We start from the raw sequence: 14,164 nt of genomic DNA, 5'->3' as shown, positions 1-14,164 counted from the left end.
TCACGGTGTCGGACCCGCGCCGCGGGTCGCGTTCTCCCCGTCGAGCTCGGCGTAGGCGGCCAGCGCCGCCTCGGCCCGCGCCCGCACCGCGGCCCGCAACTCGGGCGGGTCGAGCACCTGCACCCCGGCGCCGAGACCGACGAGCAGCCGCGCCATCCACCCCGGCGACGCGTACCGCATCGACGCCTCGCACCTGCCGTCGGAAAGCACCTGCACGTCGGTGAGCGGGTAGTAGTCGAGCAGCCAGGTGTACGACGGGGCGATGCGCAACCGCGCGGCGGGCAGCGACGGGTCGCCCTCGAACAGTTCGAGGTGCTCGTCGTCGGTGATCGCCCGGTGCGGCGGTCGCGTCGGCTCGTCGAGCACGGTGGCGGCGTCGATGCGGTCGAAGCGGAACAGCCGCACTCCTTCGGCGCTGCGGCACCACGCCTGCAGGTAGGCGTGTTCGTCGATGATGACGATGCGGATCGGGTCGACGTCGCGTTCGGAGACGGTGTCGCGGGAAGCCGAATAGTAGGTCAGGTGCACGGCGCGCCCGTCGCGCACCGCGGCCCGCACCTGTCCGGCGGCGTCGGAGTCCCCGGCTGCCTCCGGATCAGGCTCGGCAGTCGCCGCGGTGGCGGTGTCGGCGGTGGCGGTGTCGGCGGGCAGCGCGGCGGTCCCGGCGGCCGCCTCGATCTTCGCGATCGCCGACTGCGCCGCGGACGGGTCGACGACGCCGGGCATCTCCTGCAGCGACCGCAGCGCCACGAGCAGCGCGGTGGCCTCGGTGGAGGTCAACCGCAGGGGTCGTTCGATGCCGGCGGTGAAGGTCACCACGATGCTGTCCTCGGAGAACGACAGGTCGATCAGATCACCGGGTCCGTAGCCGGGCAGGCCGCACACCCACAGCTGGTTCAGATCGTCCATCACCTGATTGGGCGTGACCCCGAGATCGCGGGCGGCCTCGGCCGCGCTGATCCCCGGGTGCGCCAGGAAGTAGGGCACGAGATTGAGCAGTCGTCCCAGTCGCGCCGACAGTCGTGTGCTCATCGCTCCTCCTCCCCCGCATCCGTGACCGCCTGTTCGAGGATGCGGTGCACCTCGGCCCGTAACTCCGGTGGGTCGAGCACCAACGCGTCCGCGCCCTGCCCGGCGACGATCCGGGCGATCCATTCCCACGAGCGCACCGGCACCTCGAGTTCCACCCCGTCGCGGTCTCCGATCCGCCGTGCCGCGCCGGTCCGTCCGAGCCGGCGTAGCTCCCACGCGCGTCCATCGGCCACCCACAGGCGTGCCGATCCGCTGACCTCCGCCGGGGAGGTCGCGGCGAGCACCCGCCCCCGCAGATCCACGCCCCCCGGGATCTGCACCGCCCCCTCTGGGCCGATCGCGGTGATCTCGTCGCCGATGCGCGAGAGCCGGAAGGTGCGCACGGCGTCGCGATCGCGGTCGTGGCCGACGAGATACCAGCGGCCGTGCACGGTGACCACACCCCACGGTTCGACGGTTCGCGTCGACCACGGCTCGGTGGGGGAACTGCGGTGGGTGAACCGCACCGCGCGGCGCGCGTCGATCGCGGCGAGCAACGCCGTCAACGCGGGTTCGGAACCGCGGGCGCGCGGCGGCAGCGGCGCGACGACCTCCCCGCCGTCGGAGTCGACACGGATCCCGGCGGCGCGCAGCTTGAGCACCGCGCCCTGCGCGGCGGCGGTCAGCTCCGGCGATTCCCACAGCGCGGCGGCGACGGCCACGGCGGCGGTCTCCTCGCGGGTGAGGTCGATCTCGGGCAGTTCGTAGGCGTCGCGGTTGATGCGGTAGCCCTCCACCGTCGACGACCGCGACGGCCGGCCCGTCTCGAGGGGCACCCCGAGATCGCGCAGTTCGTTCTTGTCCCGCTCGAACATGCGGCTGAACGCCTCGTCGCTCGCGCATTCGGAGTAGCCGGCCACCGAGGCACGGATCTTCTCCGCGGTCACGAACTGTCGGGTGGACAGCAGCGCGATGACCAGGTTCACCAGCCGTTCGACTTTCGAGATCGCCACGCGCCAACCCTAGTGCCCGCGCGCCGCCGGCACCGCATCACCGTCCATCGGAGCGGACCGGACGGTCCGCTCCGATGGACGGCGGTACTCACATGGAGGCGATGAGCCGTTCGACGCGTTCGTCCACGGACCGGAACGGGTCCTTGCACAACACGGTGCGCTGCGCCTGGTCGTTGAGCTTCAGATGCACCCAGTCGACGGTGAAATCGCGGCCCGCGGCCTGCGCGGCGGCGATGAAATCACCGCGCAGCTTCGCGCGGGTGGTCTGCGGCGGGGTGTTCACCGCGGCGTCGACGGACTCGTCGTCGGTGGCCCGCGCCGCCAGTCCCTTGCGTTGCAGCAGGTCGAACACACCGCGTCCGCGTTTGATGTCGTGATAGGCCAGGTCGAGCTGGGCGATCTTCGGGTCGGACAGCTCCATGTTGTAGCGGTCCTGGTAGCGCTGGAACAGCTTGCGCTTGATCACCCAGTCGATCTCGGTGTCGACCTTCGCGAAGTCCTGCGATTCGACGGCATCGAGGACGCGGCCCCACAGGTCCACCACCTGCGCGACGTGCGGGTCGGGTTCGCGCTGGTGCAGATAGTCCACCGCCCGCGCGTGGTATTCGCGCTGGATGTCCAGGGCGCTGGCCTGCCGGCCGCCGGCCAGGCGCACCGGGCGCCGGCCCGTCAGGTCGTGGGAGACCTCGCGGATGGCGCGGATCGGGTTGTCGAGCGCGAAGTCCCGGAACGGCACCCCGGCCTCGATCATCTCGAGCACCAGCGCCGCCGACCCCACCTTGAGCATGGTGGTGGTCTCGGACATGTTCGAGTCCCCGACGATCACGTGCAGGCGCCGGTACTTCTCGGCGTCGGCGTGCGGCTCGTCGCGGGTGTTGATGATCGGCCGCGACCGGGTGGTCGCCGACGAGACGCCCTCCCAGATGTGCTCGGCGCGTTGCGACAGGCAGAAGGTGGCGGCTTTGGGGGTCTGCAGCACCTTCCCGGCGCCGCAGATCAGCTGGCGGGTCACCAGGAAGGGCAGCAGCACATCGGAGATGCGGGAGAACTCGCCGACGCGGGCGACGAGATAGTTCTCGTGGCAGCCGTAGGAGTTGCCCGCCGAGTCGGTGTTGTTCTTGAACAGGAAGATGTCGCCGCCGATGCCTTCCTCGGCGAGACGCTGCTCGGCGTCGATGAGCAGTTCCTCGAGGACCCGCTCACCGGCATGGTCGTGCTCGACGAGCTGGAGCAGGTCGTCGCACTCGGCGGTGGCGTACTCGGGGTGCGAACCGACATCGAGATACAGTCGCGCCCCGTTCCGCAGGAAGACGTTCGAACTGCGCCCCCAGGACACCACCCGGCGGAACAGATAGCGGGCCACCTCGTCGGGGCTCAACCGACGATGCCCGTGGAAGGTACACGTGACGCCGAACTCCGTCTCGATACCCATGATTCGTCGCTGCACACTTCGACAGTACCGCGCGAACCCGACCCCCATGGGTCGCAACGACATCTACGGTCGAGGTGTGATCGTTCCCGAGCGTTACCGCACCGCCGACCGGGCCCTGTTCGAGCGCTCCGGGGCGCTGCGCGCGTCCCCTGCCGACCCGCTGCTGCGCGACCTCGGACGCGCCGCCAACCACAGTGTGCTGTGGGTGGCGTGCGCCGCGGTGTGCGCCACCGCCGGCGGTCACGCCCGCCGCGGGGCGGTGCGGGGTCTGTTGTCGGTGGCCGGGGCCAGCGCCTTGACCAACGGGCTGCTCAAACCGCTGTTGCCGCGCCGCCGGCCCCCGGCGCGCACCGACCCGAAGTTTCGGCGCCGCACGGTGCCGATCCCCCGCTCGTCGTCGTTCCCGTCCGGGCACGCCGCGTCGGCGGCGGCGTTCGCGACCGGGGTGGTGCTCGAATCCCCTGCGGCTGGGGCGGTTCTGGCGCCGCTGGCCGCGGCGGTGGCCTATTCGCGGGTGCACACCGGCGTGCACTGGCCCGGCGACGTCGTCGTCGGCGCCGCGGTCGGGGCGACGGTGGCGTGGTCGACGCGCCGCTGGTGGGCGGTGCGCAGCCGCGAACCGGCGACCGTGCAGGTCGCGGCGGCCGCGCCCGCCCTGCCCGGCGGCGACGGAATGCTGCTGGTGGTCAACCGCGATGCCGGGACCGCCGAGGAGATCGCCGCGCGGGTCACCGCCGCGCTGCCGAGCGTGCGTCGCGTCGATCTGGATCCCGACGGTGATCCGGCGGAGCAGTCGGAACGTCTGCTGACCGAATATCGGCCGCAGGCGGTGGGGGTGTGCGGCGGGGACGGCACCGTCGCGGCGGTGCTCGACGTCGCCGTCGACGCGCGGCTGCCGGTCGCGGTGTTCCCCGGCGGCACCCTCAACCATTTCGCGCTCGATCTCGGCGTGGTGGATCTGGAGGAGACGGTGCGGGCGGTCACCGCCGGGCAGGCGGTGGCCGTCGGGCTCGGGCAGGTGACGGTGACCGGGCCGGACGGGCGCACGGTGCGGCGGTTCGTCAACACCGCCAGCCTCGGTGGCTATCCGGATGCGGTGCGGTTGCGGCAGCACTGGGAACCGCGGATCGGCAAGTGGCCGGCGGCGGGGTTGGCGATGCTCGCGGTGCTGCGCACGGCGAGCCCGATGCCGGTCCGCATCGACGGGGCGGGGCGGGCGGTGTGGTTGCTGTTCGTCGGCAACGGCCGCTACACCCCGGCAGATCAGGTGCCGATGTCCCGGGCGCATCTGGATCCGGGCACCCTCGACGTGCGGTATCTACCCGCGGAGAATCGGTTCTCGCGGCTGCGTCTGCTCCTCGCTGCGGCGACCGGCACCCTCGGCGCGTCACCGATGTATCGGCAGCGGCACATCCCGGGCCTGGCGGTGGAGGTCATCGGGGATCCGGTGGCGTTGGCCACCGACGGGGAGGTCCTCGCCGACGGCACCGGTTTCGACTTCGAGGTGGTGCCGTCGGCGTTGACGGTCTATCGGCTCGCGGTGGATCAGCCCGCGTCGGGACCGGACTCGGTCTCCGAGCCGGTCGCGGTGTCGGACCCCGATTCGGGGGCCGGATCGGCGGGCGTCTCCGACGGGGCCGCCTGAGCGGACCCGGTGCTGGTCAGCAGCGCGTCGAGCGCCGCCCCCGAGATACGCCGGAAGGCGCGGCGCGGCCGCTGCTTCTCGAGCACCGCGACCTCGAGTTCCCCGCGGCCGAGCACCCGCGGCGCCGCGTCGGCGGTGGCGGGCTGCTGCAGCGCGGTCACCGCCACGGCGACCGCCTCGTCGAGCGGCAGACCCGGCTTGTACGACGAGCGCAGCGCGGTGATGATCGGTTCGGTGTTGCCGCCCATCACCACGAACTGCGGTTCGTCGACGATCGAGCCGTCGTAGGTGATGCGGTACAGCTGCGGGCCGTCGTCGGTGTCGGCGCGCCCGACCTCGGCGACGCAGATCTCCACCTCGTACGGCTTGGGCTGCTCGGTGAAGATGGTGCCGAGGGTCTGCGCGTAGGCGTTCGCCAGTGCCCGCCCGGTCACGTCCCGCCGGTCGTAGGAGTAGCCGCGCATGTCGGCGTGCATGATCCCGGCGCGCCGCAGATTCTCGAACTCGTTGTACTTGCCGACGGCCGCGAAACCGACCCGGTCGTACAGTTCGCTGATCTTGTGCAGCGCCTTCGACGGATTCTCCGCCACCAGCAGCACACCGCCGGCGTAGGTCAACGCGATCACCGACCGGCCGCGGGCGATGCCCTTACGGGCCAGCTCCGAGCGATCGCGCATGATCTGCTCGGCGGACGCATAGTACGGAAGTGTCACCGGGCATCTCCTGCGGTGCGGTCGGCCACGATGGTGCGGGCCAGCTCGGACAGGGTTTCCTCCGCGACGGCCACGGCCCCGGCCGCGGTGATCACCACCGCCGTCGGGTAGATCCCGCGGGTGGTGTCGGGACCACCGGTGGCGGTGTCATCGTCGGCCGCGTCGTACAGCGCCTCGACGGCGCTGCGCAGCGCGCTCTGCTCGTCGGCATCGGCGCGGTAGAGCTTCTTGAGCGACGAGCGGGCGAACAACGATCCGGAGCCGACCGCGTGGTAGCCGGCGCGTTCCTCGTAGCGGCCCCCGACCACGTCGTAGGACACGATCCGCCCGGCGCGGTGCGCATCGGACGCGTCGAGGTCGAAACCGACCAGCAACGGCACCACGGCCAAGCCCTGCATGGCCGCACCGAGATTGCCGCGCACCATCGACGAGAGCCGATTGGCCTTGCCGTCGAAGGTCAGCGGCACACCTTCGATCTTCTCGTAGTGCTCGAGTTCGACCGCGAACAGTCGCACGAGCTCGATCGCCAGACCCGCGGTGCCGGCGATGCCGGCCGCCGAATAGTTGTCGGTGATGAACACCTTGTCGACATCGCGGGAGGCGATCAGGTTACCCATGGTCGCGCGCCGGTCGCCGGCGATGAGCACACCCCCGTCGAAGGTCAGCGCCACGATGGTGGTGCCGTGCGGGGCGAGGTCCACGTGGTCACCTCGTTCGAATCGGAACCGGTTCTCCGGCAGCATCTCCGGGGCGTGCATCCGCAGGTGGTCGGAGAACGACGACAAGGGCGACGCGAGGTGCAGCTTCGGCTGCACCTCGCGGTAGGGAAGAGAGGATCGTTCGGCTGTCACTGGCCACCTTTCTGCACATATGCCCGCACGAAGTCCTCTGCGTTCTCCTCGAGCACGTCGTCGATCTCGTCGAGAAGATCGTCGGTGTCCGAGGCGAGCTTCTCGCGACGCTCCTGACCGGCACCGCCGTCACCGACGACCTCGTCGTCGTCTCCGCCGCCACCGCGTGTGGTCTGCTCCTGTGCCATAGCCGCCGACCTCCTCCTGTACTCGGCGCGGAACCGTCACCGGTCGACGATCGGTGTGGTCACCGCTGCTTCGAACTCCTACCCTACCCAGCGAACCGGTCCACCGGTGGCGACACGCGTACTCGCGGCCTGTGATCCGGCCACCGCCCTCCGCCGGGAGGGGTGGTCAGTGAGTGAGCTGATCGACCAGTTCCGCCGCCGACTGCGCAGTCTCGAGCAGCTCCCCGACATGCGCGCGGCTGCCACGCAGCGGCTCGAGCGTCGGGATGCGCACCAGCGATTCGCGACCGAGATCGAAGATCACCGAATCCCAGCTCGCCGCCGCGATATCGGCACCGAAACGGCGCAGGCACTCACCGCGGAAGTAGGCGCGGGTGTCCGAAGGCGGGGTGTGCACCGCATCGAGGACCTGCTGCTCGGACACCAGCCGCTGCATCGACCCGCGGGCCACGAGGCGGTTGTACAGGCCCTTGTCCAGGCGCACATCCGAGTACTGCAGGTCGACCATGTGCAGGCGCGGCGCCGACCAGGACAGTCCCTCGCGGTTGCGGAAGCCCTCGAGCAGCCGCAGCTTCGCGGGCCAGTCCAGCAGGTCGGCGCATTCCATCGGGTCGCGTTCGAGCAGATCGAGCACCATCGCCCACTTGTCGAGGATGTCGAGGATCCGCTTGTCCTCGGTGCCGTCGTGGAACTTCGCGACCCGCTCGTGGTAGATCCGCTGCAGCGCCAGACCTGTCAGCTCCCGGCCGTCGGCGAGCGCGACGGTCTTGCGCAGCGACGGGTCGTGGCTGATGTGGTGCACCGCGGTGACCGGGCGGGCGAGCTGCAGATCCGACAGGTCGATGCCGGCCTCGATCAGGTCGAGCACCAGCGCGGTGGTGCCGACCTTGAGGTAGGTGGACATCTCCGCCAGATTCGCATCGCCGATGATCACGTGCAGGCGCCGGTACTTGTCGGCGTCGGCGTGCGGCTCGTCGCGGGTGTTGATGATGCCGCGCTTGAGGGTGGTCTCGAGACCGACCTCGACCTCGATGTAGTCGGCGCGCTGCGAGAGCTGGAAACCGGGCTCGTCACCGGACTGGCCGATCCCGACCCGGCCGGAGCCGGTGATGACCTGCCGGGAGACGAAGAACGGGGTCAGGCCCGCGACCACTGCGGAGAACGGGGTCTCCCGGTCCATCAGGTAGTTCTCGTGGGTGCCGTAGGAGGCGCCCTTGCCGTCGACATTGTTCTTGTACAGCTGCAGTCGCGGCGCGCCGGGCACACTCGACGCGTGCCGGGCGGCGGCCTCCATCACCCGTTCCCCGGCCTTGTCCCAGATCACCGCGTCGAGGGGGTCGGCGACCTCCGGGGCGGAGTATTCGGGGTGGGCGTGGTCGACGTACAGGCGCGCCCCGTTGGTGAGGATCATGTTCGCGGCACCGACCTCGTCGGCGTCGATGACCGGGGCCGGGCCGTTGAACCGCCCCAGATCGAAGCCCCGCGCGTCGCGCAGGGGCGATTCGACCTCGTAGTCCCAGCGGGTGCGGCGGGCGCGCGGCACCCCTTCGGCGGCCGCGTAGGCCAGCACCGCCTGCGTGGAGGTCAGGATCGGGTTCGCCGATGGCTCGTTGGGTGAGGAGATCCCGTACTCGACCTCGATACCGATGATCCGCTGCATGCCCTCGAGCCTAGGCGATCCGGACGCTCACGGTCGTGACCAGCCCCGCCACCGGTCAGCGGTGCGGCTGCGGGGTGCAGTCCAGATAGCCGTGCGCCCCGATCGCCTGCAGCGCCACCCGCACCGGCAGCGGCGCCCAGCTCGCCTGCGGATCGGTCCCGAGTCGCGGGTCGCGCACCGGGATCGCCCTGCCCCGGGTGTGCACCACCGCCTCGCCGGCGGCGCACACGTTGCGCACCCAATCGGTGTCGGCGCCGTAGGTCAACGCGATCCGCAGATCGTCACCGACGGTGAACAGCAGCACCGGGGTGCGGAACACCCGGCCCGAGCGGCGCCCGCGATGCTCGACCACCGCGGTGCCCGGCAGCAGCTGCGCGAACGGGGTGGTGACCCGGTTGGTGACGATCTTGTTGAACCGGGCCAGGGTGCGCGGCAACGGCACGGTCGGTCCTCCCCCTGGATAGGCCGCGACGGCCGGACCTTCCGGAGGAGGGAAGGCCCGGCCGTCGCGGATCGATTGTCGCGGGTCGATTCCTACAGGTACTGGCCGGTGTTCGACTCGGTGTCGATCGCGCGGCTCGCGCTGGCGTTCTTGCCGGTGACCAGGGTGCGGATGTACACGATCCGCTCGCCCTTCTTCCCCGAGATCCGGGCCCAGTCGTCCGGATTCGTGGTGTTGGGCAGGTCCTCGTTCTCGGCGAACTCGTCGACGATCGAATCGAGCAGGTGCTGCACCCGCAGACCGGGCGCCCCGGTCTCGAGCACCGACTTGATCGCATACTTCTTCGCCCGGTCGACGATGTTCTGGATCATCGCGCCGGAGTTGAAGTCCTTGAAGTACAGGACCTCCTTGTCGCCGTTGGCGTAGGTGACCTCGAGGAAACGGTTGTCCTCGGACTCGGCGTACATCCGCTCGACGACCCGCTCGATCATCGCCCGCACGCACGCGACCCGATCGCCGCCGAACTCGGCGAGATCGTCGGCGTGCACCGGCAGGCTCTCGGTCAGGTACTTCGAGAAGATGTCCTGCGCGGCCTCCGCGTCCGGACGCTCGATCTTGATCTTCACGTCGAGGCGGCCGGGCCGCAGGATCGCCGGGTCGATCATGTCCTCACGGTTCGACGCACCGATGACGATGACGTTCTCGAGCCCTTCGACACCGTCGATCTCGGCGAGCAGCTGCGGCACCACCGTGGTCTCCACATCGGAGGACACACCGGAACCGCGGGTGCGGAAGATCGAATCCATCTCGTCGAAGAACACGATCACCGGGGTGCCCTCGGACGCCTTCTCCCGGGCCCGCTGGAAGATCAACCGGATGTGCCGTTCGGTCTCACCGACGAACTTGTTCAGCAGCTCCGGGCCCTTGATGTTCAGGAAGAACGACTTCGCTTCCTTCGAATCGTCCCCGCGGGCCTCGGCGATCTTCTTCGCCAGCGAGTTCGCGACCGCCTTCGCGATCAGGGTCTTACCGCAACCGGGCGGGCCGTACAGCAGCACACCCTTCGGCGGGCGCAGCGAGTACTCGCGGAACAGGTCCTTGTGCAGGAAGGGCAGCTCCACCGCGTCGCGGATCTGCTCGATCTGCCGGCCCAGACCGCCGATGTCGCTGTAGCCGACGTCCGGGACCTCCTCGAGCACGAGATCCTCGACCTCGGCCTTGGGGATCCGTTCGAAGGCGTAGCCGGCCTTGCTGTCGACCAGCAACGAATCACCGGGGCGCAGCGTGAACGAGTTCTCGTCGTCGACGAGCAGATCGGTCTTGTCGTCGGCGGCGGCCGCGGCGAGCGGGGCGGCCAGCCACACGATGCGTTCCTCGTCGGCGTGCCCGACCACCAGCGCGCGGGTGCCGTCGTCGAGCACCTCCCGCAGGGTGGTGATCTCGCCGACGCGTTCGAAACCACCGACCTCCACGACGGTCAACGCCTCGTTCAGCCGCACCGTCTGACCGGGCCGGAAGGTGTCGAGTTCGAGATTCGGGGACACCGCGACCCGCATCTTGCGGCCCGAGGTGAACACGTCGACGGTCTGATCGTCGAACGTCTCGAGCAGCACCCCGTAGCCGCTCGGCGGCTGGGCCAGCCGGTCGACCTCCTCGCGCAGCGTGATCAGCTGCTGGCGCGCATCCTTGAGGGTCTCGAGCAGTTTGCCGTTGCGGACCGTGAGGGACTCGAGCCGGGCTTCGAGATCGCGTACCTGATCGGACGGTTCGCCGAGCCGACGACGCAAGGTCGCCACCTCTGCGCGCAACTCTTCGATTTCGCGTGCCGCCGCAACCGCATCCGGCTTCTCTGACGAGCTCATAGCGACTCCCTCCACTGTCGGTCATTCCACGCTACCGGGACATCGCCCCACATGGGGGAGGACACGAAACAGTCGTGTTCCGAACATGTGTCGCGCGTGGGGCGCGCCATGGCGCCGCACCTCCGGCACGCTGTTAGGCTCCCCTAAATACCGTGCGTCGACCGTTTCTCTCGAAAGGTACTCCTCCGTGACCCCACGTCCAGTTCGCACACTCTGCGCCGCCACCGCGATCGCCGCCCTCACCGCCCTGACCGGCTGCAGCTCCGACGACGCCGGCGACGACACCGCTGCCACGACCAGCGCAACGACGACCACCCGCACCACCGTGACCGCCGCGGTCACCGTCGAGCAACTGCAGGAACAGATCGACGTGTTCTTCGACCCGGCCGCCACCACCGAGGACCGTGCCGCGGTCGTGGAGAACGGCGCCGCGCGCACCGCCGTGCTCGATCAGTTCACCGGTGTGCTCGCCGGCTACCCGCTCACCGGCACCGTCGGCGAGATCACCACGGTCGACGCCGACACCGTCACCGCGACCACCGAGGTCGCCGGCCCGCACGGCGGCGCCCCGATGCCGCTGACCTTCGAGCAGATCGACGGCACCTGGGTCATCGCCGACGAGAGCGCCTGCTCGATCCTGGCCGCGGGCACGCTCAGCTGCGAATAACCCCTGCGGGTCGGCGTCGGCTCAGCCCTTGCTGGGCCGGCGCTGCGGCTTCGGGGTCTCCACCCCGTCCTGCAGGCGCCGGGCACTGACCAGGAACGCCGTGTGCCCCTGCATCCGATGCTCCGGCCGCACCGCCAGCCCCACCACGTGCCAGCCGCGCACCATCGACTCCCACGAACGCGGCTCGGTCCAGCAGGTCTGCTCCCGCATCGCCTCGACCACCCGCGACAGCTGCGTCGTCGTCGCCACATAGACGATGAGCACCCCGCCGGGCACCAGCGCCTTCTTCACCGTCTCGAGCACATCCCAGGGGGCGAGCATGTCCAGCACCACCCGGTCGACGCGGCCGTACTTCTCGACGTCGTAGTCCGCCAGATCCCCGAGCACCGTCGCCCAGTTCGCCGGGCGCTGCCCGAAGAAGGTGTCGACATTGCGCTCGGCGTATTCGAGATGGTCCTCGCGCACCTCGTAGGAGATCACCCGGCCGCTCTCGCCGACGGCGCGCAGCAGCGAACACGTCAGCGCGCCGGAACCGGCGCCGGCCTCGAGCACCGTCGCGCCGGGAAAGATGTCGCCCTCCTGCACGATCTGCGCGGCGTCCTTCGGGTAGATCACCTGCGCACCGCGCGGCATCGACATCACATAGTCGACGAGCAGCGGACGCAACGCCAGATAGGGGGTGCCGTTGGTGGAGGTGACCACCACACCCTCGTCGGTGCCGATCAGATCGTCGTGCAGGATCCCGCCGCGATGGGTGTGGAACTCCTTGCCCGGTTCGAGCACCACGGTGTACTTGCGGCCCTTGGCGTCGGTCAACTGCACCCGGTCCCCCACCTGGAAGGGTCCGCTGCGCCCGAGTCCGCCTACCGCCATCGCCGTGTCCACCTTCGTTCCAGCCCCGCACCCGGGATCGGGCACGCGGGTCCGGCACCGTGTCGGACCCGCGTCCTAGCCTGCCAGGTGTGACCACAGCTGCGCCCACACCCCCCACCGACACGACGCGGCCGGTCGCCCTGTCCCCCTCCCGGGCCGCCGACTTCACCCGCTGCCCGCTGCTCTACCGCTTCAAGGCGGTCGACCGGCTCACCGCACCCCCGACCCGCGCCCAGGCACGCGGCACCGTCGTGCACGCCGCCCTCGAAGCGTTGTTCGGCCTCGACGGACCGGCCCGCACCGCCACCGCCGCGCAGACCCTGCTGCCCGACGCCCTGGCCCGGGTCCTCGCCGCCACCCCCGATCTGGGCGTGGACACCGACGACGCGGGGTTCCTCGCCGAGGCCGCCGCGCTGCTGGACACCTACTTCACCGTCGAGGACCCCACCGCGGTCACCGCCGACGGCTGCGAACTGCGGGTGGAGACCACCCTCGACGGCGACGTCCCGCTGCGCGGCATCATCGACCGCCTCGATGTCGACGCCACCGGTGCGGTGCATGTCGTCGACTACAAGACCGGCCGCGCCCCGTCCCCGCGCGGCGAGCGGGCGGCGCTGTTCCAGCTGAAGTTCTACGCGCTGATCGTGTGGCGGCAACGCGGCATCGTCCCGGCCTCGCTGCGGCTGCTGTATCTCGGCGACGGTCAGGTGCTGCACTACCGGCCCGACCCCGAGGAACTGCGTCGCTTCGAACGGATCGTGCGGGCGATGTGGGCGACGATCCAGCAGTTGCGCGCCAGCGGCGACTTCCGCCCCAATCCCGGTCCCGGCTGCCGGTGGTGCGATCATCGGGCATTGTGCCCGGCGTTCGGCGGTACCCCACCGCCGTATCCCGCCGACGGCGTTGCGACGCAATCGACACCGGGCGCGCCCCACCACATCGAGCAGCAGGAGAATCCCGAGTGAGCGACGCCGCCTACTACGTGCCGGTCCCCCGGCCGACCACCCCCACCGGCCCGGTCGACGACGTCGAGATCGCGGTGTTCCGCCCCACCGAACACACCGTCAGCACCTGGGGACCGCACCTGCAGCACGGCGCCCCACCCTCGGCGCTGCTCGCCCGCGCCATCGACCGGCACCGGCCCCGCCCCGACACCCGCCTGAGCCGGCTCACCGTCGAACTGCTCGGCCCCGTCCCCCTCACCGACCTCGAGGTGCGCACCCACATCGAACGACCCGGTCGCCGCATCGAACTGGTCGTCGCCGAATTGTGGGCCACCGCCCCCGACGGCACCGACCGCCCGGTGGCGCGCGGCACCGGCTGGCGCCTCGAAACCATCGACCTGCCGCAGGTCGCGCGGACCTCCGAAACCCCGCTGCCCGCCCCCGACCACTTCGAAGCCACCGCCCCGCACGTCTTCTGGAAGGGCGGCTACATCGACACCGTCGAATGGCGCATCATCGTCCCCTTCGGCGCTCCCGGCCTGTCGTCGGCGTGGGTGCGCAGCGAGATCGCCCTCGTGGAAGGCGAAACCCCCAGCGGGCTCGACCGGTTGATGAGCGTCGCCGACGTCGCCAACGGTGTCGGATCCAAACTCGACCCCCGCGAGTACACCTTCCTCAACACCGAACTGACCGTGCACCTGTTCCGCGCCCCCGAGTTCCGCGAACAGGACTGGGTGGGGATCGCCGCGGAGATGTCCGTCGGACCCGACGGGGTCGGCATGACCGCCGGTCTGCTCTACGACGAGACCGGCGCGCTCGGCCGCATCGCCCAGAACGTGCAGGTGCGCTCCCGCTGATCAGCG

At 70.3% G+C, this 14,164-nt stretch carries 14 protein-coding genes; 4 read left to right on the top strand and 10 right to left on the bottom strand.

The genetic code is table 11. The annotated features are described in order from the left end of the window. From AC6CID_RS14965 to pafA, 3 genes are all read right to left on the bottom strand, one after another. Positions 1-1,032, bottom strand: coding sequence for a helix-turn-helix transcriptional regulator (locus tag AC6CID_RS14965; protein WP_064062095.1), 1,032 nt, complete (start codon positions 1,030-1,032; stop codon positions 1-3). Next, the gene (locus AC6CID_RS14960) at positions 1,029-2,024 is read right to left on the bottom strand and encodes a helix-turn-helix transcriptional regulator (RefSeq protein ID WP_064062096.1); all 996 of its coding nucleotides are present in this window, start codon (positions 2,022-2,024) and stop codon (positions 1,029-1,031) included. Before AC6CID_RS14960 ends, AC6CID_RS14965 begins: the two co-directional genes overlap by 4 nt. A gap of 88 nt (positions 2,025-2,112) precedes the next feature. Beyond that, positions 2,113-3,471 carry a Pup--protein ligase gene (gene pafA / locus AC6CID_RS14955; protein WP_498354159.1) on the bottom strand — a complete coding sequence of 453 codons (1,359 nt, stop codon included), beginning with the start codon at positions 3,469-3,471 and terminating at the stop codon, positions 2,113-2,115. Between the two features lie 31 nt (positions 3,472-3,502). Here pafA and AC6CID_RS14950 point away from each other — a divergent pair, with 31 nt between their 5' ends. Further along, complete coding sequence (locus AC6CID_RS14950) at positions 3,503-5,101, top strand: bifunctional phosphatase PAP2/diacylglycerol kinase family protein (protein ID WP_072740511.1); 1,599 nt, start codon at positions 3,503-3,505, stop codon at positions 5,099-5,101. Here AC6CID_RS14950 and prcA read toward each other — a convergent pair. From prcA to arc, 6 genes are all read right to left on the bottom strand, one after another. Next, positions 5,002-5,814 carry a proteasome subunit alpha gene (gene prcA / locus AC6CID_RS14945; protein WP_064060381.1) on the bottom strand — a complete coding sequence of 271 codons (813 nt, stop codon included), beginning with the start codon at positions 5,812-5,814 and terminating at the stop codon, positions 5,002-5,004. The two genes, AC6CID_RS14950 and prcA, sit on opposite strands and share 100 nt — an antisense overlap. Beyond that, entirely contained in the window at positions 5,811-6,665 is an 855-nt protein-coding gene (gene prcB, locus AC6CID_RS14940; RefSeq protein WP_006552174.1) for a proteasome subunit beta, read from the bottom strand. Before prcB ends, prcA begins: the two co-directional genes overlap by 4 nt. Continuing rightward, positions 6,662-6,853 (bottom strand): ubiquitin-like protein Pup, encoded by a 192-nt coding sequence (locus tag AC6CID_RS14935; protein WP_006552173.1) that lies wholly within the window; start codon positions 6,851-6,853, stop codon positions 6,662-6,664. The genes prcB and AC6CID_RS14935 overlap by 4 nt, the downstream gene beginning before the upstream one ends. A gap of 166 nt (positions 6,854-7,019) precedes the next feature. Next, positions 7,020-8,513, bottom strand: a complete 1,494-nt coding sequence (gene dop, locus AC6CID_RS14930) for a depupylase/deamidase Dop (protein ID WP_006552172.1) — start codon at positions 8,511-8,513, stop codon at positions 7,020-7,022. Positions 8,514-8,568: 55 nt separating this feature from the next. Continuing rightward, on the bottom strand, positions 8,569-8,955 hold the full coding sequence (locus tag AC6CID_RS14925; protein ID WP_019289524.1) for a nitroreductase family deazaflavin-dependent oxidoreductase: 387 nt from the start codon (positions 8,953-8,955) through the stop codon (positions 8,569-8,571). A gap of 92 nt (positions 8,956-9,047) precedes the next feature. Continuing rightward, positions 9,048-10,817, bottom strand: a complete 1,770-nt coding sequence (arc, locus tag AC6CID_RS14920; protein WP_024101038.1) for a proteasome ATPase — start codon at positions 10,815-10,817, stop codon at positions 9,048-9,050. Between the two features lie 187 nt (positions 10,818-11,004). Between arc and AC6CID_RS14915 the strand changes: the two genes are divergently transcribed. Beyond that, a complete protein-coding gene (locus AC6CID_RS14915; RefSeq protein WP_498354158.1) occupies positions 11,005-11,484 on the top strand; it encodes an MTB12 C-terminal domain-containing protein in 480 nt (159 codons plus the stop codon). A gap of 21 nt (positions 11,485-11,505) precedes the next feature. On the opposite strand, the gene AC6CID_RS14910 is transcribed toward AC6CID_RS14915, so the two are convergent. Beyond that, positions 11,506-12,357, bottom strand: a complete 852-nt coding sequence (locus AC6CID_RS14910) for a tRNA (adenine-N1)-methyltransferase (protein WP_033098347.1) — start codon at positions 12,355-12,357, stop codon at positions 11,506-11,508. Positions 12,358-12,446: 89 nt separating this feature from the next. On the opposite strand from AC6CID_RS14910, the gene AC6CID_RS14905 reads away from it, so the two are divergent. Beyond that, positions 12,447-13,322, top strand: a complete 876-nt coding sequence (locus AC6CID_RS14905) for a RecB family exonuclease (protein ID WP_498354157.1) — start codon at positions 12,447-12,449, stop codon at positions 13,320-13,322. Then, positions 13,319-14,158 carry a thioesterase family protein gene (locus tag AC6CID_RS14900; RefSeq protein ID WP_033098345.1) on the top strand — a complete coding sequence of 280 codons (840 nt, stop codon included), beginning with the start codon at positions 13,319-13,321 and terminating at the stop codon, positions 14,156-14,158. The genes AC6CID_RS14905 and AC6CID_RS14900 overlap by 4 nt, the downstream gene beginning before the upstream one ends. The last annotated feature ends 6 nt before the right edge of the window (positions 14,159-14,164 follow it).

The sequence above is a fragment of the Rhodococcus sp. GQ147 genome (assembly GCF_059759155.1).
This window is presented reverse-complemented; position numbering and strand designations above follow the sequence as displayed.

What these genes read in the sequence shown, in the direction of transcription:
- AC6CID_RS14965 (WP_064062095.1), bottom strand. Translation starts at nt 1,032, where the DNA reads ATGAGCACACGACTGTCGGCGCGACTGGGACGACTGCTCAATCTCGTG.
- AC6CID_RS14950 (WP_072740511.1), top strand. Translation starts at nt 3,503, where the DNA reads ATGGGTCGCAACGACATCTACGGTCGAGGTGTGATCGTTCCCGAGCGT.
- AC6CID_RS14935 (WP_006552173.1), bottom strand. Translation starts at nt 6,853, where the DNA reads ATGGCACAGGAGCAGACCACACGCGGTGGCGGCGGAGACGACGACGAG.
- dop (WP_006552172.1), bottom strand. Translation starts at nt 8,513, where the DNA reads ATGCAGCGGATCATCGGTATCGAGGTCGAGTACGGGATCTCCTCACCC.
- arc (WP_024101038.1), bottom strand. Translation starts at nt 10,817, where the DNA reads ATGAGCTCGTCAGAGAAGCCGGATGCGGTTGCGGCGGCACGCGAAATC.
- AC6CID_RS14910 (WP_033098347.1), bottom strand. Translation starts at nt 12,357, where the DNA reads ATGGCGGTAGGCGGACTCGGGCGCAGCGGACCCTTCCAGGTGGGGGAC.